Source organism: Bradyrhizobium sp. ISRA430 (assembly GCF_029909975.1).
Taxonomy (GTDB): domain Bacteria; phylum Pseudomonadota; class Alphaproteobacteria; order Rhizobiales; family Xanthobacteraceae; genus Bradyrhizobium.
In genome coordinates this window covers 6,302,501-6,327,386 of the sequence record NZ_CP094516.1, presented here as the reverse complement: position 1 = coordinate 6,327,386, position 24,886 = coordinate 6,302,501, and the positions used below count along the sequence as shown (strand labels likewise).

At 63.8% G+C, this 24,886-nt stretch carries 23 protein-coding genes, 1 tRNA gene and 2 pseudogenes (1 of these 26 only partly in view); 19 read left to right on the top strand and 7 right to left on the bottom strand.

Features of this window, described 5'->3' with window-relative positions; genetic code table 11:
* The 5 genes from MTX21_RS30040 to MTX21_RS30020 all read left to right on the top strand — a co-directional run bounded on the left by MTX21_RS30040 (position 1) and on the right by MTX21_RS30020 (position 6,899).
* Entirely contained in the window at positions 1–1,071 is a 1,071-nt protein-coding gene (locus MTX21_RS30040) for an HlyD family efflux transporter periplasmic adaptor subunit (RefSeq protein ID WP_280968230.1), read from the top strand.
* The gene (rbbA, locus tag MTX21_RS30035; RefSeq protein ID WP_280968229.1) at positions 1,068–3,845 is read left to right on the top strand and encodes a ribosome-associated ATPase/putative transporter RbbA; all 2,778 of its coding nucleotides are present in this window, start codon (positions 1,068–1,070) and stop codon (positions 3,843–3,845) included. The genes MTX21_RS30040 and rbbA overlap by 4 nt, the downstream gene beginning before the upstream one ends.
* 2 nt (positions 3,846–3,847) lie before the next feature.
* A complete protein-coding gene (locus tag MTX21_RS30030) occupies positions 3,848–4,960 on the top strand; it encodes an ABC transporter permease (protein WP_280968228.1) in 1,113 nt (370 codons plus the stop codon).
* Between the two features lie 192 nt (positions 4,961–5,152).
* On the top strand, positions 5,153–5,680 hold the full coding sequence (locus tag MTX21_RS30025; protein ID WP_280968227.1) for a hypothetical protein: 528 nt from the start codon (positions 5,153–5,155) through the stop codon (positions 5,678–5,680).
* A gap of 272 nt (positions 5,681–5,952) precedes the next feature.
* Positions 5,953–6,899 (top strand): IS630 family transposase gene (locus tag MTX21_RS30020; protein WP_280965490.1). Its coding sequence is split into 2 segments (ribosomal slippage): positions 5,953–6,291 and positions 6,294–6,899, totalling 945 coding nucleotides; the frame shifts between segments, so codons are not numbered across the junction.
* A gap of 73 nt (positions 6,900–6,972) precedes the next feature.
* Here the strand turns inward: MTX21_RS30020 and MTX21_RS30015 are convergent.
* Both MTX21_RS30015 and MTX21_RS30010 read right to left on the bottom strand, forming a co-directional pair.
* The gene (locus MTX21_RS30015; protein WP_280968226.1) at positions 6,973–7,206 is read right to left on the bottom strand and encodes a DUF3551 domain-containing protein; all 234 of its coding nucleotides are present in this window, start codon (positions 7,204–7,206) and stop codon (positions 6,973–6,975) included.
* A 430-nt stretch (positions 7,207–7,636) separates the two neighbouring features.
* A tRNA-Met gene (locus MTX21_RS30010) sits at positions 7,637–7,713 on the bottom strand.
* 303 nt (positions 7,714–8,016) lie between these two features.
* On the opposite strand from MTX21_RS30010, the pseudogene MTX21_RS30005 reads away from it, so the two are divergent.
* Positions 8,017–9,451, top strand: a pseudogene (locus MTX21_RS30005) (coniferyl aldehyde dehydrogenase).
* 74 nt (positions 9,452–9,525) lie between these two features.
* Here the strand turns inward: MTX21_RS30005 and MTX21_RS30000 are convergent.
* Positions 9,526–10,287 carry an SDR family oxidoreductase gene (locus tag MTX21_RS30000; RefSeq protein ID WP_280968225.1) on the bottom strand — a complete coding sequence of 254 codons (762 nt, stop codon included), beginning with the start codon at positions 10,285–10,287 and terminating at the stop codon, positions 9,526–9,528.
* A 107-nt stretch (positions 10,288–10,394) separates the two neighbouring features.
* Here MTX21_RS30000 and MTX21_RS29995 point away from each other — a divergent pair.
* Both MTX21_RS29995 and MTX21_RS29990 read left to right on the top strand, forming a co-directional pair.
* Positions 10,395–10,490 (top strand): annotated as a pseudogene (locus MTX21_RS29995) (CvpA family protein); the annotation flags it as partial.
* Between the two features lie 129 nt (positions 10,491–10,619).
* A complete protein-coding gene (locus MTX21_RS29990; RefSeq protein WP_280968224.1) occupies positions 10,620–11,402 on the top strand; it encodes an SDR family oxidoreductase in 783 nt (260 codons plus the stop codon).
* A 192-nt stretch (positions 11,403–11,594) separates the two neighbouring features.
* On the opposite strand, the gene MTX21_RS29985 is transcribed toward MTX21_RS29990, so the two are convergent.
* Positions 11,595–12,071 (bottom strand): DUF3775 domain-containing protein, encoded by a 477-nt coding sequence (locus MTX21_RS29985; protein WP_280968223.1) that lies wholly within the window; start codon positions 12,069–12,071, stop codon positions 11,595–11,597.
* A gap of 217 nt (positions 12,072–12,288) precedes the next feature.
* On the opposite strand from MTX21_RS29985, the gene MTX21_RS29980 reads away from it, so the two are divergent.
* The 4 genes from MTX21_RS29980 (at position 12,289) to MTX21_RS29965 (ending at position 15,877) form a co-directional block, all read left to right on the top strand.
* Entirely contained in the window at positions 12,289–13,140 is an 852-nt protein-coding gene (locus MTX21_RS29980; protein ID WP_280968222.1) for an MBL fold metallo-hydrolase, read from the top strand.
* Positions 13,141–13,356: 216 nt separating this feature from the next.
* Positions 13,357–14,199: a fumarylacetoacetate hydrolase family protein gene (locus MTX21_RS29975; protein WP_280968221.1), complete on the top strand. Its 843-nt coding sequence runs from the start codon at positions 13,357–13,359 to the stop codon at positions 14,197–14,199.
* A gap of 181 nt (positions 14,200–14,380) precedes the next feature.
* Positions 14,381–14,992 (top strand): glutathione S-transferase family protein, encoded by a 612-nt coding sequence (locus MTX21_RS29970; protein ID WP_280968220.1) that lies wholly within the window; start codon positions 14,381–14,383, stop codon positions 14,990–14,992.
* A 15-nt stretch (positions 14,993–15,007) separates the two neighbouring features.
* The gene (locus MTX21_RS29965) at positions 15,008–15,877 is read left to right on the top strand and encodes an MBL fold metallo-hydrolase (protein WP_280968219.1); all 870 of its coding nucleotides are present in this window, start codon (positions 15,008–15,010) and stop codon (positions 15,875–15,877) included.
* 146 nt (positions 15,878–16,023) lie between these two features.
* Here MTX21_RS29965 and MTX21_RS29960 read toward each other — a convergent pair whose 3' ends face one another.
* The gene (locus tag MTX21_RS29960; protein ID WP_280968218.1) at positions 16,024–16,566 is read right to left on the bottom strand and encodes a methylated-DNA--[protein]-cysteine S-methyltransferase; all 543 of its coding nucleotides are present in this window, start codon (positions 16,564–16,566) and stop codon (positions 16,024–16,026) included.
* A gap of 138 nt (positions 16,567–16,704) precedes the next feature.
* On the opposite strand from MTX21_RS29960, the gene MTX21_RS29955 reads away from it, so the two are divergent.
* Together MTX21_RS29955 and MTX21_RS29950 are read left to right on the top strand one after the other, a co-directional pair.
* On the top strand, positions 16,705–17,523 hold the full coding sequence (locus MTX21_RS29955) for an alpha/beta hydrolase (RefSeq protein WP_280968217.1): 819 nt from the start codon (positions 16,705–16,707) through the stop codon (positions 17,521–17,523).
* Between the two features lie 2 nt (positions 17,524–17,525).
* Entirely contained in the window at positions 17,526–18,338 is an 813-nt protein-coding gene (locus MTX21_RS29950) for an alpha/beta hydrolase (protein WP_280968216.1), read from the top strand.
* A gap of 47 nt (positions 18,339–18,385) precedes the next feature.
* On the opposite strand, the gene MTX21_RS29945 is transcribed toward MTX21_RS29950, so the two are convergent.
* Positions 18,386–18,841, bottom strand: a complete 456-nt coding sequence (locus tag MTX21_RS29945; RefSeq protein WP_280970832.1) for a carboxymuconolactone decarboxylase family protein — start codon at positions 18,839–18,841, stop codon at positions 18,386–18,388.
* 100 nt (positions 18,842–18,941) lie between these two features.
* Between MTX21_RS29945 and MTX21_RS29940 the strand changes: the two genes are divergently transcribed.
* From MTX21_RS29940 to MTX21_RS29920, 5 genes are all read left to right on the top strand, one after another.
* Positions 18,942–19,799: a sigma-70 family RNA polymerase sigma factor gene (locus tag MTX21_RS29940; RefSeq protein WP_280968215.1), complete on the top strand. Its 858-nt coding sequence runs from the start codon at positions 18,942–18,944 to the stop codon at positions 19,797–19,799.
* Positions 19,800–20,021: 222 nt separating this feature from the next.
* Entirely contained in the window at positions 20,022–20,699 is a 678-nt protein-coding gene (locus MTX21_RS29935; protein WP_280968214.1) for a GntR family transcriptional regulator, read from the top strand.
* 165 nt (positions 20,700–20,864) lie between these two features.
* Positions 20,865–21,665, top strand: coding sequence for a phytanoyl-CoA dioxygenase family protein (locus MTX21_RS29930; RefSeq protein WP_280968213.1), 801 nt, complete (start codon positions 20,865–20,867; stop codon positions 21,663–21,665).
* Between the two features lie 216 nt (positions 21,666–21,881).
* Positions 21,882–23,195 (top strand): Gfo/Idh/MocA family oxidoreductase, encoded by a 1,314-nt coding sequence (locus MTX21_RS29925; protein WP_280968212.1) that lies wholly within the window; start codon positions 21,882–21,884, stop codon positions 23,193–23,195.
* A gap of 180 nt (positions 23,196–23,375) precedes the next feature.
* Positions 23,376–24,464: a TRAP transporter substrate-binding protein gene (locus MTX21_RS29920; RefSeq protein WP_280968211.1), complete on the top strand. Its 1,089-nt coding sequence runs from the start codon at positions 23,376–23,378 to the stop codon at positions 24,462–24,464.
* A 299-nt stretch (positions 24,465–24,763) separates the two neighbouring features.
* Here the strand turns inward: MTX21_RS29920 and MTX21_RS29915 are convergent, their stop codons facing one another.
* A protein-coding gene (locus MTX21_RS29915) for a hypothetical protein (protein WP_280968210.1) crosses the window boundary here: on the bottom strand, positions 24,764–24,886 show its 3' portion. It continues 486 nt past the right edge of the window; 123 of the gene's 609 nt are visible here — the last part of the coding sequence; its start codon lies off the right edge, out of view; the stop codon is at positions 24,764–24,766.

Here is a 24,886-nt window from a genome sequence, read left to right as displayed (position 1 = left end):
ATGACGCGCAATCGAAAACGCTGGCTGATCGCTCTCCTCGTCGTGGCGCTCGGCGCGGGCGGCTACTTCGCCTGGCAGAAGCTGGGAGGCGACAGCCTTACGGCGGGCTTCGCCAGCGGCAACGGCCGCATCGAGGCCGTGGAAATCGATATCGCGACCAAGACGCCCGGGCGCATCAGGGACATCCTGGTGCGGGAGGGCGATCTGGTGTCGGCCGGACAGGCGCTCGCGCAAATGGATACCGTGCAGCTCGAGGCACAGTACCGCCAGGCCCAGGCGCAGTTGCGCCGTGCCACGATCGGGATCGACACCGCCAAGAGCCTCGTGACCCAGCGCGAGGCCGAGAAGAAGACAGCGACCGCTGTGATTAACCAGCGCAGCGCGGAGCTCGATGCGGCCGATCGAAAGCTGCAACGTTCCGAAACATTGATCAGAACCAACGCTGTGTCCCAGCAGGTGCTTGACGACGACCGGGCGGCCGCCAACGGCGCGCGCGCCGCTGTGGCCGCTTCGGAGGCCCAGTTCGCCGGCTCGGAAGCTGCGATCAGCGCCGCCGAAGCACAAGTCGTCGATGCGGAAGCTGCCGTCGAGGCGGCGAAAGCCGCCATCGAGAGCATCAAGGCCGATCTCAACGACTCGACGCTGCGCGCGCCTCGCGACGGACGCGTCCAATTCCGCGTGGCCCAGCCGGGCGAAGTTCTCTCCGCTGGCGGACGCGTGCTCAACCTCGTCGACCTCGGCGACGTCTACATGACGTTCTTCCTGCCGACGGCGCAGGCCGGCCGCGTCGCGATCGGCTCGGAGGTCCGCCTCGTGCTTGACGCAGCACCGCAATGGGTCATTCCCGCCAAGGCGACGTTCGTCGCCAGCGTCGCACAATTCACGCCGAAGACCGTCGAAACCGAAGAGGAGCGGCAGAAGCTGATGTTCCGCGTGAGGGCGCATATCTCACCGGACCTGCTGCGGCGGAACATCGAGCAGGTCAAGACCGGCTTACCCGGCCTGGCCTTCGTCCGGCTCGACCCTGACGCCGAATGGCCGGCGCAATTGACGGAACATCTGGTCAAATGAGCGATACGTCGAACGGCGATCAGTTACTCTCTCCGGCGCCGGTGATACGCCTCGAAGCGGTCGGGCTGTCCTACGACAAGACTCGTGCGCTGGATGGCGTCACGCTCGACATTCCCTCAGCACGCATGGTGGGCCTAATTGGACCTGACGGCGTCGGCAAGTCCAGCCTGCTCTCGCTAGTCGCAGGCGCCCGCGCCATCCAGGATGGACGGATTCAGGTGCTCGGCGGCGATATGGCGGATAGCACGCACCGACGGCGCACCTGTCCGCAGATCGCCTATATGCCGCAGGGCCTGGGCAAGAATCTCTACCCGACTCTCTCTGTCTTCGAGAATGTGGATTTCTTCGGCCGCCTGTTCGGGCACGACCAGTGCGAGCGGGAGGAACGCATACGGCAACTCCTCACGGACACCGGCCTTAGTCCCTTTACCGATCGACCAGCCGGCAAGCTGTCGGGCGGCATGAAGCAGAAGCTCGGCCTCTGCTGCGCGCTGATTCACGATCCTGATCTCCTGATCCTCGACGAGCCCACGACGGGCGTCGACCCGCTCTCGCGCCGGCAGTTTTGGGAGCTGATCGAGACGATCCGAAAGGATCGTCCGGGCATGAGCGTCGTCGTTGCGACCGCCTATATGGAGGAAGCCGCGCGCTTCGACTGGCTCGTTGCGATGAAGGACGGGCGAGTGCTAGCGACCGGCACTCCGGCGAAGCTGCTGCAACAGACCGGCGCCGACAATCTCGATGCAGCCTTCATTGCCCTGCTGCCTGAGGAGCAGCGACGGGGTTACAAGGAGGTGGTGATCCCACCGCGCGCAAGCGATCATGACGACATCGCAATCGAGGCCGAGCGGCTGACCGTCAGGTTCGGCGACTTCACGGCCGTCGACCATGTCAGCTTCCGCATCGCCCGCGGCGAGATCTTCGGCTTCCTTGGCTCGAACGGCTGCGGCAAGACCACGACGATGAAGGTGCTGACTGGGCTTTTGCCGGCGAGCGAAGGCGAAGCCAGGCTGTTCGGGCACGAGGTCGATCCCAATGACATGGATGTCCGGCGGCGCGTCGGTTATATGTCGCAGGCCTTTTCGCTCTATTCCGAGCTGACGATTCGCCAGAACCTGAAGCTGCACGCGCGGCTGTTCCGTCTCGCGCCTGACACCATCGAGGATCGTGTCCGCAAGATGGTCGACGACTTCGACCTCACCCATGTCATCGACGCATTGCCCGACGCGCTGCCGCTTGGCGTGCGCCAGCGCCTGTCGCTTGCGGTCGCCATGATCCACGCGCCCGACATCCTGATCCTGGACGAACCGACCTCCGGCGTCGATCCGGTCGCCCGCGACGGCTTCTGGCAGATCCTGTCCGATCTGTCACGGCGCGACAATGTCACGATCTTCGTGTCCACTCATTTCATGAACGAGGCGGAGCGATGCGACCGCATCTCTCTGATGCATGCCGGCAAGGTGATGATCAGCGACACGCCGGCAGGGATCGCAGAGCGTCGCGGCGGCGGCAACCTAGAAGAAGCCTTCGTTGCCTACCTGAAGGACGCGATCGCCGCGACCGACGCGAGCGTGGCGCGTGCCACGCCGCATGTGACCGAAGCCGCCACCGCCAAGACGCACGGGGCCATGCACAGCGCCTTGAGCTTCTTCGATCCCCGACGCATGTTTGCCTACACACAGCGGGAGGCGCTCGAGCTCAGGCGCGATCCGATCCGCGCCACGCTTGCCATTCTCGGCAGCCTCATCCTGATGTTCGTGATGGGCTACGGCATCAACATGGACGTCGAGAATCTTTCCTTCGCCGTCATGGACCGCGACGACACCACCATCAGCCGCGACTACGTCCTGCAGATCGCAGGGTCCCGCTATTTCACCGAGCTCGCGCCGATCGCCGACTATGATGATCTCGACCGCCGCATGCGCAACGGCGAGCTGAGCCTCGCGATCGAAATCCCGCCCGGGTTTGGACGCGACGTCGCGCGCGGCAGCAACGTTCAGATCGGCGCCTGGGTCGACGGCGCGATGCCGTCGCGCGCGGAGACGGTGCGCAGCTATGTCCAGGCGATGCACGCGACCTGGCTCGCGCAACGGACCCGGCAGCTCCTGGGCAATGCCGCAACCACCGGCGACTACCAGCTTGAGGTCCGCTTCCTCTACAACCCCGATATCAGAAGCATCGTCGCGATGGCCCCCGCCGTGATACCGATCCTGCTCCTGATCATCCCGGCGATCCTGGCGACGCTAAGCGTCGTGCGGGAGAAGGAGCTGGGATCGATCATCAACTTCTTCGTCACGCCGGTGACCCGGATCGAGTTTCTGCTCGGCAAGCAGCTGCCCTATGTCGCGCTCGCCATGCTGAACTTCTTCCTGCTGACGGCTTTCGCCGTGTTCGCGTTCGGCGTTCCCTTCAGGGGCAGCTTCGCGGCCTTCACGGCGGCCGCCCTCCTCTACGTCGTCGTCACGACGGCGATGGGACTCGTCATCTCGTCATTCATGACGAGCCAGATTGCGGCGATCTTCGCGACCGCGCTCCTCACCATGATTCCGGCCACGCAATATTCGGGGCTGATCGATCCGGTCTCATCGCTCCAGGGCGCCGCCGCTATCTTCGGACGGATCTACCCGACGGCGCATTTCGTCACCATCACGCGCGGCACCTTCTCGAAGGGGCTCGACTTCGGCGATCTTTCGGGACCGTTCCTTGCGCTTCTCGTTACCATCCCCGTGCTGCTCGGGCTTGGCGTGCTGCTGCTCAAGAAACAGGCGAACTAATCATGCGCGCAGGCAATATCGTCCAGCTCGGCGTCAAGGAACTGCGGGGCCTGTTGCGCGATCCGATGATGCTGGCGCTGATTGTCTATGCCTTCACGGTCTCCATCTATACCTCGTCCAGGGCTCAGCCCGAGACGCTGAACCAGGCGGCGCTGGCTATCGTCGACGAGGACAGGTCGCCGGCCGCCACGCGCATCATCACCGCGTTCAGCCCGCCCTATTTCACGGTCCCGCGGCTGATCCCGCAATCGGACATCATGGCACGCATGGATGCCGGGCTCGACACCTTCGCTCTCAACATCCCGCCCAACTTCCAGCGTGACCTGCTGGCGCAGAGATCGCCCGCCATCCAGCTCAACGTGGATGCGACGCGCATGTCGCAGGCTTTCACGGGAAGCGGCTACATCCAGTCCATCGTCAGCGACGAGGTCGGCGAGTTTCTGTCCCGCTACCGTTCGGCCGCGCCGCTGCCGATCGATCTGGCGCTACGCGCACGCTTCAATCCGGAACTCAACAAGAGCTGGTTCGGCGCCATCAACAACATCATCTCCTCCATCACGATGCTGTCGATCATCCTGACCGGCGCGGCACTGATCCGCGAGCGTGAGCACGGCACGATCGAGCATCTGCTGGTCATGCCGGTGACGCCGTTCGAGATCATGGCCAGCAAGATCTGGTCGATGGGTCTTGTCGTTCTTGTTGCATCCGCTGTCTCCCTCGTCTTCGTTGTGCAGGGCTTGCTCGCGGTCCGGATCGGCGGCTCGATCCCGCTGTTCCTGTTCGGTACAGCACTCTATTTGTTTGCAATGACAAGCTTGGGCATCTTTCTGGCGACGGTCGGCGGATCCATGCCGCAGTTCGGCCTGCTGATGATGCTTGTGTTGATGCCGCTTCAGATGCTGTCTGGAGCCACGACGCCACGGGAGAGCATGCCCGAGATCATCCAGAATATCATGCTGGCCGCGCCCAACACCCACTTCGTCATTCTCGCACAAGCCGTGCTGTTTCGCGGCGCCGATCTTGCTGTCGTCTGGCCGCAGATCGCTGCCTTGCCGTTGATCGGAGCAATCCTGTTCCTACTTTCGCTTCGACGATTTAAGCAGTTCTTGCGGTAGCAGCGCTTGGAGCAGGTGGTCGTTGCGGATGCGGACACCGCTATCGAGGTCCGGCTCGGTGAGGGCGAGCGCAACGCGAATATGTCGGATGACGAGGGGGTCAAGATTGGGGACAACATCTGGTAAGACCCGCATTGCAATCTAAACGAGTCTTGTTGCCTGCACTGTTGGAAATCAAATGGAGGAATGGCAATGTCGCTCCCATGCAAGTTCGAACGGAGCATCCTCAGCCACGAAGAATACGAGACGATCCGCCTCACGCACCATCCCGCCATCTATGATGTCGAAGCGACGGAGCTTCAGGCCATGCGGCCTCGCTTGCGCAAGATGCGCGATAAGGAGAGAACGCTCAGCCGGCAAAAGCGGCGAGAGACACGGAGAAAAGGTGAGGCTCGCGGAGCAAGCTTCCCCGGGACCACCGAGTATCCATCACAACGCAGGCAGGTCTTCGCCGCTGCGCTGAAGCGGGTGAACAACGAGCTCAGGCGTCTTCACAACCTGGCAGCTCGGACCGCACATGTTGAAGCGGCTCAAAAAGCTCTCGCGCTGCGTCGAGCCGCGAACTTCATTCCTTATCCCCCTGCCGGAGCCACCGCGAGCGAAGGCATGGCGCCAAAGGAAAGCAGACGCCGGAGAACGATCGTTGCGGGCGCAAAGATCGGACGAGTTTCGCAAGCGACGAAAGTCGCTCAAGCAATACGCGATGCACGAGGTGCATGAGCTTGGGCGAGGAACCGGTCTCCCGTCCCGTGCCCTTGAGCGCCATCACGCATATCGCTTCTTGGAGGACAAAGACTAGAGGAAGAAATCGCGAAGACGCTGTACGCCATCCGCTATTAGCCTCTCGATCCTTGGGCTGTTCTGCATGCTGCGTCAATGCTCACCCGTATCGGCTCGCCTAGAGCGGTTCCCGACCAAATTGAATCGTTAGGGATTCCCAAATCACGCCGGTTCTGATTCAAACTGCCTGCTGGCGAAGGAGGCCGGCGGGCATGGCGCCACCTCTTTCGATTGATCTCCGCAAGCGTGTGGTTGCCGCCGTTGCGGGCGGCATGTCGTGTCGGGAGGCCGCTGCGCACTTTCGAGTGGGCGTGTCGAGTGCGATCCGCTGGATGGCGCAAGCGCGCGAGACGGGCGAAGTGACGCCGAAGCCACAGGGCGGCGATCGACGCTCGCAGGCGATCGAAGCGCAAGCTGAACGCATCCTCGCGCTGATTGCGGCCAAGCCCGACAGCACATTGGAGGAACTGAAGGCGGCGCTCGCCGCCGATGGACACGCTTTCAGCGTCTCCGCGTTGTCGCGCTTCTTCCAGCGTCGCAAGATCACGCTCAAAAAAAGACTGTATACGCCACTGAGCAAGAGCGGCCGGACGTCCTGAAGAAGCGAGAAGAGTGGGTCGACGGCCAGATTGGCCTCGATCCTGACAAGCTCATCTTCATTGACGAGACATGGGCGTCAACCAACATGGCACGCCCGCGCGGGCGTGCGCCCCGCGGCGAGCGGCTGCGGGCCTCCATTCCGCACGGCCACTGGAAGACAACGACCTTTGTTGCAGGCCTGCGCCTGTCGGGCATGGTCGCGCCGATGGTTCTCGATGGGCCGATCAACGGGCTCGCCTTCCAGGCTTATGTGGACCAGGTGCTCGTTCCAGAATTGCGGGAAGGAGATATCGTCGTCATGGACAATCTCGGCAGCCACAAGGGCGCAGGCGTGCGCGCAGCGATCGAGGCTGCCGGCGCAAAGCTCCTCTATCTCCCGCCCTACAGTCCCGACCTCAATCCCATCGAGAACGCCTTCGCCAAGCTGAAAGCGCTGCTGCGCAGGGCCGCCGAGCGCACCGTCGAAGGCTTGTGGAACGCAATCGGACGCTGCCTCGATCGCTTCACGCCGCGCGAATGCGCCAACTACTTCGCAGCCGCTGGATACGAACCAACCTGATCGGGAACCGCTCTAGCTTCGCGATCCGGCATTGGCCAACGACGACTCGAAGCAAATCCACTCCGGAGTTCGGTTACGGTCTGCCCTGCCGCTGGCGCCCAGACGCATAGCGCGGGTTGATGCCGCAGGACGAATTAGTGCCTGAGGCAGCCGCCCTGCACTGCTGGAAAGTCGAGAACTGGCAGTTGCCGGGATAACCCCAATGGCGGCCCTGGAGACAGTAGCGGGCCGCGACCGCGGGCGAGACCGAACTGACCGCGGCCAGAATCAACACTGCGGAAACAGCGGCGAACAGAAGACGGCACATCAGAGTCCTCTGCCTATTGGGGGTACGTGCTATACGCGTTGCCGCCTGTCGTCGCCAACGCTCCGGCAACAGGAGCGAGCTGATGGTACCATCGGCGCTCAAAAAGGGTTATCCGACAAAACCCTCAGAATCCGCGATGGATTTACCTGAGGACCCGCCTACCCGGCCGACCAATCGGTTTATGACAAACCGGGCCGGTCAAGATGCGCACAGGAGGCTGGGCCGTCCATAACCTCAGCAGCCTGAGCGCTGGATTGTTCGGTTAGGAGCCACACGACGATGTAGGCGTCGACAGCAGGAGGATAACCCAATACTCTCCGCAGCTCCTCGATCAGCGGCGCGCGGAACACTGCCGGGCTGGACCTCGCCCGGCCGTTTAAATATCCGTCCCGGTGGTTAGACCGGGACGGCGAGCGAGTTACAACAAAAGTGGTTGCGGGGACAGGATTTGAACCTGTGACCTTCAGGTTATGAGCCTGACGAGCTACCGGGCTGCTCCACCCCGCGTTAAACCGTTGCATGCCTTCACCAGAGTACCGGGGACGGTGGATGAGGACCTGCGCTGCTCGCGCGGTTTTCATCGCGTCCCAACGGCTTCCTTGGAAGGCTACCCGGGGCGAAACCCATCGGGTGCGGGGGGTATGTATCAACCCGGGCCGGGTTTGGAAAGGCCCGCGGCGACGTTTTTTTCGACTTTATGACAGGCAAGCGGGCCGATGCCCGGTTGGCGCGCTCTTGCCAGAAGTTCCGCAAAAGCGCCAGCTTGCGGCAACAAGATTGAGGGGAAACGCCATTTTGAGGGGAAGCGCCATGGACAAATCCCTGACGAGCGCCCCGCTGCGGGCGCTGGAGGACGCCTTCCAGGCCATGGTCGCGCGGTCGCGGGCCGAGCCGGCCCCCTGACCTCGCCGAACGCCTCGACCGGCTGGCGCGCCTGCGCGCCGTGGTCGCCGACAACGAAGAACGCTTCCAGCAGGCGATCTCAACCGATTTCGGCCACCGCTCGGCGGTGGAGACCACCATCGCCGAGACGCTTCTGGTGTTCAGCGAAATCCGGCACGCCACCAAACACCTGAAGACCTGGATGGCGCCGCAGCGCGTAGCGACCGCGCTGCAATTCCTGCCCGCACGCAACCGGCTGATCCCGCAGCCGCTCGGCGTGGTCGGCATCATCGCGCCTTGGAATTACCCGCTCCAGCTCACGCTCGCACCCGCGATCGGCGCGATCGCCGCGGGCAACCGCGTCATCATCAAGCCGAGCGAGCTGGTCCCGCATTTCTCCGCGCTGCTGAAGCAGGCGGTCGCGCAGAAATTCGACGCCACGGAAGTGCTGGTCACCGGCATCGAGGATGAGGTCGCAAAGACGTTTGCGACGCTGCCCTTCGATCACCTGGTATTCACCGGCTCGACCCGGGTCGGCCGGCTGGTCGCGGAAGCCGCGGGACGCAATCTGACGCCGGTGACGCTCGAGCTCGGCGGCAAGTCGCCCGCGATCATCGACGCATCGGCCGATCTCGACGAGGCGGCCGAGCGCGTCGCCTACAGCAAGCTGCTCAATGCCGGACAGACCTTCATCGCGCCGGACTATTCGCTGGTGCCGGAGAATTTTGTGCAGGCCTTTGCCGAGAAGGTGCGTGCGCAGATGCGGCGCATGTTCGGCACCGATCCCGCAAACAAGGACTACACCGCTGTTATCTCCGATCGGCATTATGCGCGGCTGGAGGGCCTCGTGGCGGATGCGGCGACTCGCGGCGCAAAGATCCTGCAGCCGGCAAAGCCCGACGATCCAAACTGGAAGGCACATCGCAAATTCCCGCCGACGCTGGTGGTCGGCGCCACCGAAGAGATGGCAGCGATGCAGGAGGAAATCTTTGGTCCCGTGCTGCCGGTGCTGGGCTATCGCGATCCGACCGACGCAATCGCCTTCGTCAACCGGCGCGACCGGCCGCTCGCGCTCTACTGGTTCGGCAAGGATCGCACTGCCCGCGACGAGGTGTTGGCGCGCACCGTCTCCGGCGGCGTCACCGTCAACGACTGCCTGTTTCATTTCACGCAAATCAACCAGCCGATGGGCGGCGTCGGCGCATCCGGCACCGGCGCCTATCACGGCGAATGGGGCTTTCGCACGTTCAGCAAGTTGAAGCCGGTGTTCTATCGCTCGAAATTCAACCGGCTCGCCGACCTCTACCCGCCTTATGGCGGCAAGATAGCGCGGCTGGAGAAGATGATGCGATTCATGTCGTAGCAAACATCAACACCGTCATTCCGGGGCGCCTCGGGACGACGCCTTAGTGAGCCTCGCCGCCGAGAAATGCGGCTTCAGTTTAGTAAGAACCCGCCATCAACCGTCACAACGCTCCCCGTCATGTACCGCGACGCCTTCGACGCCAGCAGCAAAATCGCGCCGTCGAGATCGGACTCGGCGCCGACGCGGCGCTGCGGGATGCGTTTTGTCAATCGTTCCCCCGCAGGCGTCGACCAGAAATCGTGATTCATCTCGGTATCGATGTAACCGGGTGCGAGCGCGTTGATGCGGATGTTCTGGCCGGCAAGCTCGAGCGCCATCGCCTTTGTAGCCTGGATGATGCCGGCCTTGGAGATCGCGTAAGGCGAGACGGCCTTCAAGACGCCGGTGCCGAGCACGGAGGCGATGTTGACGATGTTGCCTGACTGCTTGCGCGCGATCATGCGCCGCGCAACTTCGGTCGCGAGAAAATAGGCGCCCTTGAGATTGGCGCCGATCACCGCGTCCCAATCGGACTCGGTCTGCTCGGTCGCGAGCTTTTCGATCGCGATGCCGGCGTTGTTGATCAGCACGGTGATGGGACCAAGCGCCGCCTCCGCGGCATCGACGGCGCCGGCGATCGAGGCGGTGTCGGTGACATCGAGGGCGACCGCGGCCGCGCGGCCCCCCTTGCCGCGGATCTCCTCTTCCAGGCTCTTCAGCTTGCCGGTCTGCCGTGCCGCGAGCGCAACGGCCGCGCCATGCGCCGCCAGAACACGGGCAAATTGCCGCCCCAGCCCCTGACTCGCGCCAGTGACGAGAATGGTTTCTTTACTGACGTCGAATAGGTCTGACATGACGATTTCCTTGGGCGATTTCCCGGAGCTTTTGCAACCATCAATACAGACGATCTTGGCAATCTGAAACGGGAATGATCGGCTCGCCGCTCATTCGTTCCATCGAGCGACCGCTGTTCTCGGCGGTCGGACAGATCGGCTTCAAGTCGCTGCCGCCGGAGGCCGCCGCCGCAATCGACCGCCTCAAGCAGGAGCGACGGATCCGATCAGGCGCATTTGCATCGCCGCAGCGCCACGCCATGCGTTTTGATGCGAGCACCTCCCTTATCAGCGGCGCCGAGGTTGGCTAATGTAGCGCCTCTAAACCTGCCTGACATCACGGGAGTGAAACAGTGGATCTTGGGATCAAAGGTCGCCGCGCCATCGTCTGCGCATCCAGCAAGGGCTTAGGCCGCGCCTGCGCCATCGCGCTTGCCGATGCAGGCGTTCACGTCACGCTGACCGCGCGCGGCGCCGAAGCCTTGAAGAAGACGGCGGACGACATCCGCTCAGCCCATCCGGACGTCACGGTCACCGAGATCGTCGGCGACATCACGACGCCTGCGGGCCGCGAGGCCGTGCTGACGGCCTGCCCCGATCCGGACATCCTGATCAACAATGCCGGCGGCCCGCCGCCCGGCGATTTCCGCAACTGGACCCGCGACGACTGGATCAAGGCGATCGACGCCAACATGCTGACCCCGATCGAGCTGATCAAGGCGACCGTCGACGGCATGATGGCGCGCAAGTTTGGCCGCATCGTCAACATCACCTCGGCCGCCGTGAAGGCACCGATCGACATTCTCGGTCTGTCCAACGGCGCGCGCGCCGGCCTCACTGGCTTCGTCGCCGGCCTCTCGCGCAAGACCGTGATCAACAACGTCACGATCAACGGCCTGTTGCCGGGCCCGTTCGAGACCGATCGCCTGCGCGGCACCGCCAAGGCCGAAGCCGAGAAGCGCGGCATCACGCCGGACCAGCTTTTGGCCGAGCGCGCCAAGCTCAACCCCGCCGGCCGCTTCGGCCATCCCGACGAGTTCGGCTATGCCTGTGCCTTCCTCTGCGGCGCCAAGGCCGGCTTCATCACGGGACAGAACATCCTGCTCGACGGCGGCGCCTTCCCGGGCACGCTGTAAGACTCTTCTCCCTCTCCCCGTTCTTACAGGGAGAGGGTTGGGGTGAGGGGCTCTCTCCGCAAGCACGATGAGAGTCCGACTCGCTGAAGCTCCCCCTCACCCGGAATTCAAGCTGCGCTTGAATTCCGACCTCTCTCCGCATCCGCCTTCGCTGAAGCTTCGGCGGACAAGGGCGGGGCGAGGTGAGATTACTCAACGCCGCTTCGTCGGCTCGTCTTCATCCCGCTCGCTGGGATCGGAGGAATCGGCGGTGAGGCGCTCGTCGGTCCAGTCGATGCCGAACGCATCGAGGCCGTCCGCCAAAAGGTCGCCTAGCATCGGGTCGCCGAGCAGATATTGCACCGTTTCCTGCCGGGGCCTGCGATACTCGCCCCGCGCCTCCACGGCACGGGCGCGCAAGTCGTCCCAGTCCTCGATCGTGCCGTCGCCGCGACCGAGCCAGGTCAGTGCAACGAGATCAAGCTGCTCGTCCTCGTTCAAGGCGGCAATGAAGCCGCCGAGCTCGCCGCCGACGGGATCGGAGCCGTCATCTTCCAGGACGTCGACCGCGTCGTCATCGGTGGGGTTGGAGCCCGAGTCCGGATCGGAATCCAGTTCCTTGACGTCGAATTCACGCGCCTTCTCGATGATGAAGGTCACTTTCTCGGCGGAAATCGCAAGCTCTGGCATCGCTCCCTCCCGGGGTTCCCGCAATAACGCCGCATCGCATCAGATGATCCATTGCGCCTGCTGGCTGAAACCCGCAATGTCTATCCAAAGTGCCCGTTCAGCCGTCATTCCGAGGCGATGCGAAGCATCGAACCCGGAATCACGAGATTCCGGGTTCGGCACTTCGTGCCGCCCCGGAATGACAATGGATACCGATAACAAGATGGGAATGCGCCGAATGCAGTGGAAGGTGGGCAGGGTTGTGATCACCAAGGTGGTGGAATTAGAGACGGTCGGCTCGACGCGCTTCATTCTGCCGCTCGCCAGCAATGAGGAAATCCGGAAGCTGCCTTGGCTGATCCCGCATTTCGCCACCGATGAAGGCCGACTGAAGATGTCGATCCATTCGCTGGTGGTGGAGACGCCCTCGCAGCGGATCGTCGTCGACACTGGCCTTGGCAACGACAAGCAGGGCCGCAACGTCCCGACCTGGAATAACCGCACGAGCCCGTTCCTGGAGACGATGACGGCGGCGGGTTTTACGCCAGACAGCATCGACATCGTGCTGTGCACGCATCTTCACGTCGACCATGTCGGCTGGAACACGAAGCTCGTCGGCGGCGAATGGCTGCCGACTTTTCCGAAAGCACGCTACGTGTTCGGCAGGACCGAATATGAACATTGGCGCGACCACTCCACCGAGCCGGACAAGCAGGCGGTGTTCAATGATTCCGTGAAGCCGATCGTCGATGCCGGCCGGGCCGAGCTGATCGCGAGCAACCATCGGCTTTGCGAGGAGATCAGCATGATCCCGACGCCGGGCCACAGCCCGGGGCATATGAGCATCCTGATCCGGTCCGAAGGCGAACAGGGTCTCCTCACCGGCGATGTTGCCCATCACCCGTGCCAGATGGCGCATCTCGACTGGTCCTCGACAGCAGATTCCGACCAGAAGCAGTCTGCCGAAACGCGACGCGAGCTGTTTTCGCGCTTTGCGGATGCGCCGACACTGGTGATCGGCGGGCATTTTTCGGCCGGATACATCAAGCGCAAGGGCGACGCGTTCAGGTTCGAGGCGCTGGGATCGTGACGTTTGCTCCTCATGGAGAGGAGCGCGTCTTCGCCCGTCTCGGACCATGAGGCCCCGCTCTCGCCCGCGTCCATCCTTCGAGACGCCCGCCTTCGGCGGGCTCCTCAGGATGAGGGGGAGCAATGCGCGAACGGCCGCCAGTCGGCGGTTGAATTTCCCGCCGCCCTGTTCCATGAAGCTATTTAACCGATCGGTCCATCTCAGGGAGAAACGAGAATGAAGCTTGTTCGTTACGGCGAAAAGGGTGCGGAAAAGCCCGGCCTGATCGACAGATCCGGTCAGTTGCGCGACTTGTCGGCCCATGTGAAGGACCTGACCGGCGAGGCCTATTCGCCGGAATCCCTCAAGAAGCTGGCTGCGCTCGACCCCGCCTCGCTGCCCGCCGTCTCCGGCAAGCCGCGGTTCGGTGCCCCCGTCACCGGCATCTCCAAGTTCGTGGCGATCGGCCTCAACTATAGCGATCACGCCAAGGAGACCGGCAACCCGATTCCGGCCGAGCCGATCTTCTTCCTCAAGGCGAATACCGCACTCTGCGGCCCGAACGACGCGGTCGAAAAGCCCCGCGGCTCGACCAAGCTCGACTGGGAGGTCGAGATCGCCGCAATCATCGGCACCCGCGCCAAGTATGTCTCCGAAGCCGAGGCGCTGAACTATGTCGCCGGCTACTGCGTCTGCAACGACGTCTCCGAACGCAACTTCCAGATCGAGCGTCTGGGTCAGTGGACCAAGGGCAAATCGCACGACACGTTCGGCCCGCTCGGGCCGTGGCTCGCCACCAAGGACGAGATCAAGGACGTGCAGAACCTGCCGATGTGGCTCGACGTCAACGGCCAGCGCCGCCAGACCGGCTCGACCGCGACCATGATCTTCTCCATGGCCAAGTGCATCTCCTACGTCTCGCAGTTCATGACGCTGCTGCCCGGCGACGTCGTCACCACCGGCACGCCGCCCGGCGTCGGCATGGGCATGAAGCCGCCGACCTTCCTCAATGTCGGCGACGTCGTCACGCTCGGCATCGAAGGCCTCGGCGAGCAGCGTCAGGAGATCGTCGCGGCGTAGGCGGCAATCACCACTGCGCCACGCCGTCATTGTGAGGAGCCAACGGGTCCGGCCTTCGGCCGGCCCGATGACAGGCTCCGCGGCGAAGCAATCCAGATTTTTTCCGCGGAGACAGCCTGGATTGCTTCGCTTCGCTCGCAATGACGCAAATCAATTGCCCGATATCCCGTAGGACATTTCAATGAAACTCTCCTTCTCCGCCGCCTCGCCTTTCGCGCGCAAGGTGCGCATCGCTGCGATCGAGCTCGGGCTGATCGACAAGATCGAGCTCGTCCCCGCAACGGTCGCGCCGGGACAGGTCAACGAGGACTACTCGCGCATCACGCCGCTGAAGAAGCTGCCGGTGCTGATTACCAATGATGGCGACGTGATCCTGGATTCCTACGTCATCGTCGAATATCTCAACGAGATGGCCGGCGGCAGCCTGTTCCCGGATTACGGCCCGCAGCGCTGGAAGGCGAAGACCAATCACTCCCTGATCAACGGCATGCTCGATTCCATGCTGCTGTGCCGCTACGAGAAGATGGTGCGGCCGCAGGGCCTCCAATGGCAGGCGTGGTCGGACGACCACTGGAACCGGGCCTGGACCGGCATGGCACGCTTCGAGAACATGCCGGACGTGCTGAACGGCCGGTTTGACATTTCGCAGATCGGCCTCGTTTGCGTGCTCGGCTATGCCGACTTCCGCTTCGCCGATTGCGGCTGGCGGAAGGCCTATCCGAAACTCGACGCCTTCCATCAGAAGATGCTGGAGCGGCCCTCCGTCAAGATCTCGGTGCCGCCTCCGGCGTAACCCGCGGGAGTTCTCATGAGCCTCAAAATCTCGGTCGGCGATCTCACCATCCACCGCATCATCGAGCAGGAAACCACGTTCTTGCCGGCGCTGGACATGCTGCCCGGACTCACGGCCGAGGTGCTGGCCGAGAACCGCGCATGGATGCGGGAAGCAAACGCGCTGGATGACCAGGATATGTTGATCCTGTGCTTCCAGTCCTATGTGGTGAAGACGCCGCATCACACCATCCTGATCGATAGCTGCATCGGCAACGATAAGCCGCGGCCGCAGCGGCCGAAATGGAACATGAAGACCGACGACACGTACTTGCGCGCGCTGGGCGCCGCCGGCGTCTCGGCTGGCGACATCGACTTCGTGATGTGCACGCATCTGCATGTCGACCACGTCGGCTGGAATACGCGGCTTGAGAACGGCCGCTGGGTGCCGACCTTCCCCAAGGCGCGCTACGTATTCGCCAAGCAGGAGTTCGACTACTGGTCCGCGCAGAATGCGAAGGCCGAGGTGCCGCCCTTCGCGGACAGCGTATTGCCGGTGGTCGAGGCCAAGCGCCACGAGATCGTCGGCAACGACCACCAGATCGGCGATCATGTCCGCATCCTGCCGACGCCCGGCCACACGCCCGGTCACGTCGCGTTCACGATCGGTCGCGGCAAGGACGACGCCGTGTTCTCCGGCGACCTCATGCACTCGCCGTTGCAGACGCTCTATCCGGAGCTGTCACCCAAGTTCGACGTCGATCAGGCGCAAGCCGCAAAGACGCGCCGCAGCTTCCTGGAGCGTTATTGCGACACCGACACGCTGTGCTGCCCCGCGCATTTTCCCTCGCCGTCGGTCGGCAAGATCAGGCGGAAGGGCAACGGGTTCGTCTGTGCGGCGGTGTAGCCGAGATCGAAATCCCGTAGAGTGGGTTAGCCCCGCGGCTGCGCGAAGCGCAGTCCGCTGGCGTAACCCACCATTTTTGTCGCCGAGAGAGAAGAGGTGGGTTACGCTACGCTAACCCACCCTGCGATTTCTGCGCGAGCGGCGCATCAATCAAACAAACTCGGCGTGTGGTTGACGAGCGCGCCTTCGATCTCGAGCATCTTCAGCTTGGTGACCACGCCGCCCTTGGCGGAGAAGCCGCCGGGCTTGTTGCCGGCCGCGAGCACGCGATGGCAGGGCACCACGATCGGGCACGGGTTGCGGCCGAGCGCCTGGCCGACATCGCGCGACAGCTCGACGCCGCCGAGGCGTTTTGCAATGTCGCCATACGTCATGGTCTTGCCCGGCGGGATGGTGCGGGCGATCTCGTAGACGCCGCGGTTGAAGTCGGGAACACCGTCGAGATCGAGCGGGATGTCGGTGAGGTCGTCCGGCTCGCCCGCGAGCAGTTTGACGATGCGGTCGATCGCCTGCTGCACCTGGGCCGTCGGCTCGGCCTCGCTGGCATCAGTGTGGCGCTGGTGGATACGGGTGCGGATCTTGTCCTCGCCGCCCATCGGCAGTTGCGTGCCATTAATGCCGCGCGGCCCCCAGGCAATGGCGCAGAGACCGATTTTGGTTTCGAACAAGGCGAAATGCTGGTCAGTCATGGCTACTTTCCTGGCTTGCTTCCTCGTCGAGGCCCCCGCTTGTGATCTTCCTGCGAAATCTAGGCTTGGAAATAGTTGCGATCCACCCGGTTTCCGGGAATCTTGCACAGGAGTTCCGCTCCTTTCCGCGAGTCCAGAATGCAGAGCCTTCACGTCAACGGATATGACATGCCCTATCTCGACGTGGGCGACGCGAATGCGGGGCCGCCGCTGGTCTGCGTGCACGGATCGCTGTCCGACTTCCGGATCTGGGGCTGCGTGCTCGGCCCGCTGACACAACGGCACCGGCTGATCTGCGTTAGCCTGCGCCACTTCTTCCCGGCGCCGTGGGACGGCATCGGTGACACCTACTCGATCGCGCAGCACGTCGACGACGTCATCGCCTTCATCGAGAAGCTCGACCTCGGCCCGGTCGACCTGATGGGCCATTCCCGCGGCGGGCACATCTGCTTTCGCGTGGCGCAAGCGAGGCCGGATCTGTTGCGGCGGCTGATCCTGGCCGAGCCCGGCGGCGAGCTCGATGCGAGCCTCGATCCCGACTATGCCGGCGGCCCCTCACCGCTGCTGGCACGCTTCACGGCCTCGGCGGAGAAGATCGCAGCCGGTGACGTCGATGGCGGGCTCGCGGTCTTCGTCGACACGCTGGAAGGACCCGGCACCTGGCCGCGGCTGCCAGCGATGGTGAAGCAAAACCTGCGCGACAACGCCTTCACCCTGATCGGTCAGGTCCGCGACAATCGCCCACCCTTCTCGAAGGCCGATGCGGAATCGATTGGGATGCCGACGCTGTTCATTCTCGGCGCGCGGACGAAGGGCCTGTTGCCGCAGGTGCTGCATGCACTCGCGGCGCACGTCCCCTATTCCAAGACGGCGATCATTCCGAACGCGACGCATCCGATGTTCGAGCAGGCGCCGCAAAAATATTCTGAAGTGGTGCTGGATTTTCTGGCGGGCTGATCATGCAGACATTTCGCGTCAACGGTTACGACATGGCCTATCTCGAAATCGGAGAAGGTCCGCCGCTGGTCTGTGTGCACGGCACGCTCGGCGACTTCCGCACCTGGTATTCGGTGCTCGGCCCGCTGTCGCAGAATCATCGCGTGATCTCGGTGAGCCTGCGGCATTTCTTTCCCGAGCACTGGGACGCCGTCGGCGACGACTACAAGATGGCCCAGCATGTCGCCGACGTGATCGGCTTCATCGAGCAGGTCAGCCCCCTGCCGGTCGACCTGATGGGGCACTCGCGCGGCGGACACATCGCGTTTCGCGTGGCCCAGGCGCGGCCTGATCTCTTGCGAAAACTGGTGCTGGCCGAGCCCGGCGGCGATCTCGACGCAACGCTGCCGGTCCCGGCGGGCACGCCTGCGCATCCGCCGCTTGCCGCGCGTACGGCACGCTCGGTCGAGATGATCCGCGCCGGCGACGTCGAGGGCGCGCTGCAGAATTTCTATGAAGGCATCGAAGGCGACGGCTCGTGGCGGCGCGTGCCGGCGGCGGCGAAGCAGCAACTGCGCGACAACGCCATCACCTTCCTCGGCCAGATCAACGAACAGCGCAGGCCCTACACGCTGTCCGACGCGCAGGCGATCAGGACGCCGACGCTTCTTATCGGCGGCGGCGCGACGACGGGCAGCCTGTCGGTGATCTGGCGCGTGCTGGCCGAGCACATCGCCGGCGCGAAGACGGCGGTGATCGCGAATGCCGGCCACTGGATGTTCGAGCAGGCACCGCTGGAATATGGCGAAGCGGTGGACGCGTTTTTGAGGGAGTAGGCCTTTTCCCTCTCCCCTTACAAGGGGAGAGGGAAAGATTACATTCCTCACACCTTCCACGAGCCGACCGGAGCCCTGACCGCGACATTCAGCCGGTTCCAGACATTGATCGTCGCGATCGAGAGGACGAGCGCCGATAGCTCGCGCTCGTCGAAATGCTTGGCGGCTTCGTTCCAGATCGCATCCGGCACCGGGTCTTCACGATCGGCGAGACGCGTGACCGCCTCCGTGAGTGCCAGCGCGGCGCGCTCGGCTTCGGTGAAGTAGGGCGTATCGCGCCAGGCGGCGACCGCGAACAGGCGCTCGTCGGTCTCGCCGGCCTTGCGGGCGAGCTTGGGATGCATATCCACGCAGACGCTGCAGCCATTGATCTGGCTGGCGCGCAGGTGCACCAGTTCCAGGAGCTTTTCCGAGAGACCTTGCTGGTTCACGGCATTCAGGTCCTGCAGCGCCTTCATGGCCTCGGGCAGGACCATCACCGGGTGATTCATACGTGCGTGCATCATGTCGTGTCTCCATGTCAGGAATTTCGACGGCTCCGGTCACATCGGCCGGATTTGCGTCGTCATGGGCATGACGGATCACGCGAAGGGAATGTGACCGATGACTGAAGAGAATTTTCTTAGCCAACAGTTCGAGGCCAATCGGGATCATTTACGCGCCGTCGCGTTCCGGATGCTTGGATCGCGCGGCGAGGTCGATGACGCCGTGCAGGAGACCTGGCTGCGGCTGAGCCGCAGCGACACCTCGGATGTCGCGAATTTGCGGGGATGGCTGACCACGGTCGTCGCGCGCATTTGCCTCGACATGTTGCGGGCGCGGAAATCGCGCCGCGAGGACCCGATGGGCCCGGACGTGCCGGAGCCGGTCGACGATGCGCGCGAGCGCGAGGCCGAGATGGCCGATTCCGTCGGCGCGGCGTTGCTGATCGTCTTGGAGACACTGCAGCCGGCGGAGCGGCTCGCCTTCGTGCTGCACGACATGTTCGCCGTGCCCTTCGAGGAGATCGCGCCGATCGTCGGTCGCTCGGTCGAGGCGTCGCGGCAGCTCGCCAGCCGCGCACGGCGCCGGGTGCAGGGCGCGCCGGTGCCCGAGACGGATCTCTCCCGCCAGCGAAAAATCGTCGAGGCCTTCCTCGCGGCTTCACGCGAAGGCAATTTCGAAGGCCTGCTCGCCGTGCTCGATCCCGAGGTCGTCATGCGCGCCGATCAGGCCGCGGTGCGGCTCGGCTCGCTGCCTGAAATCCTGGGCGCCGATGCAGTCGCGCAGACCTTCAAGGGACGCGCCCAGGCCGCACGGCCCGCGCTGGTCGATGGTGTCATGGGCGTCGCCGTCATCTTCGGTGGCCATCTACGTATCGCCCTGCGCGTCAGCTTCAACGGCGACAGGATCTCCGGGATCGAAGCCGTGGCCGATGCGGAGCGGATCGCGGCGATGGAGGTGGAGGTGCTGGACAGCTAGGCCGCATGGCGTCCGGCGTCACCCGATGCATTTTCGCGAAAACAACCCCATGCAAGGTAGAATGGCAGTCCGGGCCAAGCCCGAGAAAAATGTCGAAAACTAACCTGTTTACAATAGCTTAGTCGACAAATCCGCTGCAGCGGCGTGATGCCCGCTTGACGCCCCCCTTGCCCAGCGGTAGCGTCCGAATACGGAATTCCGTATTCCGAAGGAGTCGCCGGCGTGATCCCTCTCGACCCGCTCCCCAATTTGATCGACCAGGTCTACGCGCGGATCCTGGAGGCGATCTCCGACCGCACTCTTCAGCCCGGTCAGCGCATCCGTCAGAACGAGCTCGCCGACAGGCTCGGCGTGTCGCGTCAGCCGGTGTCGCACGCGCTGCACCTGTTGCATCGGCAAGGCCTGGTTGCCGAGAGCGGCCGGCGCGGCTTTGAAGTCACCCAGCTCGATCCCGCGCGCATTCGTCAGCTCTACGAGGTGCGCGGCGCGATCGACGCGCTCGCAGCCCGGCTCGCCGCCGAGCGCGCGGCAAGCGATGCGGCGGGACGCGAGCGGCTCGCAGCCGCGCTGCGTGCCGGACACGCCATCAATCGGAAGACGCCGCTGTCCGAGCTGATCGTGCTCGATGTCGAATTTCACGGCGCGATCTATCGCCTCGCCGGCAATCCCGTGATCGAGGAGACGATTGCGCCGCAATGGCCGCACATGCGCCGCTCGATGGCGACGGTGCTCTCCGAGCTCGACTATCGCGACAGCGCCTGGGCTGAGCATGCGACGATCGCCGGACACATTCTCGCGGGCAAAGCGCAGGCGGCCGAACGCGCCGCGCTCGCGCATGCGCAGACGGCAGGACGGATGACTGAGGAGAGATTGAAAGCGACGGACGATGCGGCAGCGTAGTCGCAAACGCCGTCATTCCGGGGCGATGCGAAGCGTCGAGCTATGATGCGCAATTGCGCATCGGAGAATCCATCGGGCGAGAGATTGCGGATGACTGGATTCCGGGTCCGACGCTGCGCATCGCCCCGGAATGACAAAAAGCAAAACAAACAGGAGGATACCCCCATGAAACTGACCCCGGAGCAATTGGAGTTCTTCCACCGCGAGGGCTGGCTGTTTCTGCCCGAGCTGTTCAGCCGGGAGGAGGTCGATTTCCTCGCACGTGAGGCGGTCGGCATCTACGACGCTGACCGCCCCGAAGTCTGGCGCGAGAAGAGCGGCGCACCGCGCACGGCCTTCGCAGCGCATCTCTACAACGAAGCATTCGGGGTCCTCGGTGCGCATCCGCGCATGATCGGGCCGGTCGAGCAGGTTTTCGGTGAACCGGTCTACATGCACCAGTTCAAAATCAACGCGAAATCGGCCTTTACCGGCGATGTCTGGCAATGGCACCAGGACTACGGCACCTGGAAGCGCGATGACGGCATGCCCGAGCCGCGCGCGATGAACATCGCGATCTTCCTCGACGAGGTGATGCCGATCAACGGTCCGCTCATGCTGGTGCCGCGCAGCCAGAATGCCGGCGACCTCGAGGCCGCGCATGATCTTGCGACCACGTCGTATCCGTTGTGGACGCTGGACGAGGAAACCGTGACGCGGCTGGTGAACCAGGGCGGCATCGTGGCGCCGACCGGCAAGCCCGGCGGCATGCTGATGTTCCACGGCAACCTCGTGCACGGCTCGAGCGGCAACATCACTCCCTATCCGCGCAAGATCGTGTACCTGACGCTGAACGCGGTCTCGAATTACATCCGCACGCCGACGCGGCCGGAATACATCGCGCATCGCGATTTCACGCCGATCAAGACGGTGGACGACGACGCCCTGCTGCACCTTGCACGTGCGCCAAGGCAGGCGGCAGAGTAGGCTGTCGCTGTCATTCCGGGGCGACGCGACGGGACCGCGCAAAGCGCGGCCCGGGAACGTCGAACTATGATGCGCAATTGCGCATCGGAGAATCCATCGCGCCGCAGAGGACGCGGATGAATGGATTCCGGGCTCGCGACTTTGTCGCGCCCCGGAATGACGAATGTTGGACGTTCGCGTTATCCCGGCAGCAATAGCACTTACGGAAACACCCCCATGAACCTGTTCCGCCTGCTTCAAGCCCGCGCCGCCGCCGGCAAGTCCGTGCGCGTGGCGCTGATCGGTGCCGGAAAATTCGGCTCGATGTTTTTGGCTCAGGTGCCGCACGTGCCGGGGTTAGAGGTGCCGATCATCGTCGACATCGATCGCGACCGCGCGCGCGAAGCCTGCCGCACCGTCGGCTGGGACGCCGCACGCATCGCTGCGACCACCTTCACCGATGACGGCGCGCGCGCGATTGCCGGCGGCGCGATGGACGTCGTGGTGGAGGCGACCGGTAACCCGGCGGTCGGCATCCGCCACGCCCGCGCCGCGATCGCGGCCGGCAGGCACATCGTCATGGTGAATGTCGAGGCCGACGTGCTGGCAGGCCCGCTCCTGGCTGAGGAAGCGCGCAAGGCCGGCGTTGTCTATTCGCTCGCCTATGGCGACCAGCCGGCGCTCACGGCGGAGATGGTCGACTGGGCGCGCGCCACCGGCTTTCGCGTCGTCGCCGCCGGCAAGGGCACGAAATATCTGCCGGCCTATCATGACGTGACCCCGGACAATGTCTGGCAGCACTACGGCCTGACTGCGGGCGAGGCACAGTCGGCCGGTATGAATCCGCAGATGTTCAACTCCTTCCTCGACGGCACCAAGTCTGCGATCGAGATGGCGGCGATCGCCAATGCCTGCGGGCTCGACGTGCCCGCGAGCGGGCTGAAGTTTCCGCCCTGCGGCGTCGACGATCTGCCGCACGTGATGCGTCCGCGCGAGCGAGGCGGCGTGCTGGAGCGGTCGGGGGTGGTGGAGGTGGTCTCGTCGCTCGAGCGCGATGGCCGGCCCGTGTTTCGCGATCTGCGCTGGGGCGTATACGTCGTGCTGGAGGCGCCGAACGATTATGCCGCCGACTGCTTCAAGCAGTACGGGCTGAAGACCGACGCGAGCGGGCGCTATGCGGCGATGTACAAGCCCTATCATCTGATCGGGCTGGAGCTGAACGTCTCGATCCTTTCGGCCGCGCTGCGCGGCGAGCCGACCGGGCAGGCCTACGGCTTCCGCGGCGACGTTGCGGCGGTCGCCAAGCGGCCTTTGCGCGCCGGCGAGATGCTGGACGGCGAAGGCGGCTACACGGTATGGGGCAAGCTGATGCCGGCGGCGGCAAGCCTCGCGGCCGGCGCGCTGCCGATCGGTCTGGCGCACCGCCTTCGGCTGAGACATGACGTCGCGCACGGCGAGGTCGTGCGCTGGAGCGACGTCGAGTTCGATGCCAACAACGAGACAGTGAAGGTGCGCAAGGCCATGGAAGCCGCGTTCGCAGCGCAACATTGAAGCGGGGCACCACCGGCGGCCGGGCGCGCCCTTGATTTGCGCCTGGCCTTTCGTCATCCTGACCGCGATCCTGGAACATTGAATTCCGGACACCAAGAAACGTCGAGCAGCGACGAAGACCAAAGCGACACGAAGATCGTATCCCTCGTCGATGTATCGACAGCAACAGAGGGGAAGCGAATGGAACGTCGTCAATTCCTGAAGGCGGGCGGTCTTGGCCTTGCCGCAAGCACGGTCGCAGCGCCCGCGATTGCGCAATCGATGCCGGAAATCAAGTGGCGGTACGCTGCAAGCTGGCCGAAATCGCTCGATACGTTGTACGGCGGCTGCGAGTATTTCAGCAAACGCGTCGCCGAGATAACGGACAACCGTTTCCAGATTCAGCCATTTGCCGCCGGCGAAATCGTCCCGGGATTGCAAGTGCTTGACGCTGTGTCCAACGGCACCGTCGAGATCGGCAACACCGCGCTCTACTATTATTGGGGCAAGAACCCCGCCTTCACGTTCGGCACCGCCCTGCCGTTCGGTCTCAACACGCGCCAGCACATTTCCTGGCTGATCTGGGGCGGCGGTCAGGAGATGCTCAACGATCTGCTCAAGGAGTACAACGCGATCGGCATTCCGACCGGTTCGACCGGCGCCCAGATGGGCGGCTGGTTCCGGAAGGAGATCAAGTCGATGGCGGATTTCCAGGGTCTGAAATTCCGCGTCGGCGGTTTCGCCGGCACGATCATCGCCAAGGTCGGCGGCGTGCCGCAGCAGATCGCGGGCGGCGACATCTATCCGGCGCTCGAGAAGGGCACCATCGATGCCGCCGAATGGGTCGGCCCCTATGACGACGAGAAGCTCGGCTTCGTGAAGGTCGCGAAGTACTATTACTATCCGGGTTGGTGGGAAGGCACCGGCCAGGGCCACAACGTCATCAACCTCGACAAGTGGAACGCGCTGCCGAAGTATTACCAGGCCGCGATCGAGACTGCCTCGCGCGACACCTTCACCTGGGTCACGGGCAAGTACGATGCCGTCAACCCGCCGGCACTGAAGCGGCTCCTGGTTGCCGGCGCGATCCTGAAGCCCTTCCCACAGGAAGTGCTGGAAGCATGCTATGGCGCGGCGAACGGGATCTACGCCGATCTCGCCAAGAGCAACCCGCATTTCGGCAAGATGTATGCGAGCCTGTCGGCCTATCGCAACGAGTCGCTGGCCTGGATGCAGGTCGCCGAGCTGAGCTTCGACAGCTTCATGATGCGGATGCGGACGAGGACGTAACGCGTTCGAAAGTTCGCAAGGTCAGAAACGACGAAAGCCCCGGAGATGTCTCCGGGGCTTTTGGTTGTAGTGGTGAGCGTTTGGATGGCCGCCGATGCACTCAGCTACACACACTCTCTCCTCATCGCCGGGCTCGACCGGGCGATCCAGTATTCCAGAGACGTTTGTCGTGGAGCTCGCTCTCGCCACCACCGCCGCGGAGTACTGGATGCCCCGCTTTCGCGGGGCATGACAACGCAGGGTGAGGCGCGAGACGGACAATCGTCCCAACAAGAAGCGCCTACGCTTCGCCGACGGGCTCAGTTCTGATCGTCGCCGAGCGCTGCGATCAGTTTGTCGTAGTATTTGCCGACGAGATCGATATTGGCCTTGTTCTCGACCGCGGGCGCCGGCGTCTTCAGCGCCTGATTGAGCTCATCGAG

Bases quoted from the DNA above. Each gene is read 5' to 3' on its own strand.
- MTX21_RS29925 (WP_280968212.1), top strand. From the start codon at position 21,882: ATGAACCTGTTCCGCCTGCTTCAAGCCCGCGCCGCCGCCGGCAAGTCC.
- MTX21_RS29980 (WP_280968222.1), top strand. From the start codon at position 12,289: ATGCAGTGGAAGGTGGGCAGGGTTGTGATCACCAAGGTGGTGGAATTA.
- MTX21_RS30040 (WP_280968230.1), top strand. From the start codon at position 1: ATGACGCGCAATCGAAAACGCTGGCTGATCGCTCTCCTCGTCGTGGCG.
- MTX21_RS29940 (WP_280968215.1), top strand. From the start codon at position 18,942: ATGACTGAAGAGAATTTTCTTAGCCAACAGTTCGAGGCCAATCGGGAT.
- MTX21_RS29960 (WP_280968218.1), bottom strand. From the start codon at position 16,566: ATGACTGACCAGCATTTCGCCTTGTTCGAAACCAAAATCGGTCTCTGC.
- MTX21_RS29985 (WP_280968223.1), bottom strand. From the start codon at position 12,071: ATGCCAGAGCTTGCGATTTCCGCCGAGAAAGTGACCTTCATCATCGAG.
- MTX21_RS29970 (WP_280968220.1), top strand. From the start codon at position 14,381: ATGAAACTCTCCTTCTCCGCCGCCTCGCCTTTCGCGCGCAAGGTGCGC.
- MTX21_RS30015 (WP_280968226.1), bottom strand. From the start codon at position 7,206: ATGTGCCGTCTTCTGTTCGCCGCTGTTTCCGCAGTGTTGATTCTGGCC.
- MTX21_RS29965 (WP_280968219.1), top strand. From the start codon at position 15,008: ATGAGCCTCAAAATCTCGGTCGGCGATCTCACCATCCACCGCATCATC.
- MTX21_RS29955 (WP_280968217.1), top strand. From the start codon at position 16,705: ATGCAGAGCCTTCACGTCAACGGATATGACATGCCCTATCTCGACGTG.
- MTX21_RS29945 (WP_280970832.1), bottom strand. From the start codon at position 18,841: ATGCACGCACGTATGAATCACCCGGTGATGGTCCTGCCCGAGGCCATG.
- MTX21_RS29975 (WP_280968221.1), top strand. From the start codon at position 13,357: ATGAAGCTTGTTCGTTACGGCGAAAAGGGTGCGGAAAAGCCCGGCCTG.
- MTX21_RS30025 (WP_280968227.1), top strand. From the start codon at position 5,153: ATGTCGCTCCCATGCAAGTTCGAACGGAGCATCCTCAGCCACGAAGAA.
- MTX21_RS30030 (WP_280968228.1), top strand. From the start codon at position 3,848: ATGCGCGCAGGCAATATCGTCCAGCTCGGCGTCAAGGAACTGCGGGGC.
- MTX21_RS29920 (WP_280968211.1), top strand. From the start codon at position 23,376: ATGGAACGTCGTCAATTCCTGAAGGCGGGCGGTCTTGGCCTTGCCGCA.
- rbbA (WP_280968229.1), top strand. From the start codon at position 1,068: ATGAGCGATACGTCGAACGGCGATCAGTTACTCTCTCCGGCGCCGGTG.
- MTX21_RS30000 (WP_280968225.1), bottom strand. From the start codon at position 10,287: ATGTCAGACCTATTCGACGTCAGTAAAGAAACCATTCTCGTCACTGGC.
- MTX21_RS29930 (WP_280968213.1), top strand. From the start codon at position 20,865: ATGAAACTGACCCCGGAGCAATTGGAGTTCTTCCACCGCGAGGGCTGG.
- MTX21_RS29950 (WP_280968216.1), top strand. From the start codon at position 17,526: ATGCAGACATTTCGCGTCAACGGTTACGACATGGCCTATCTCGAAATC.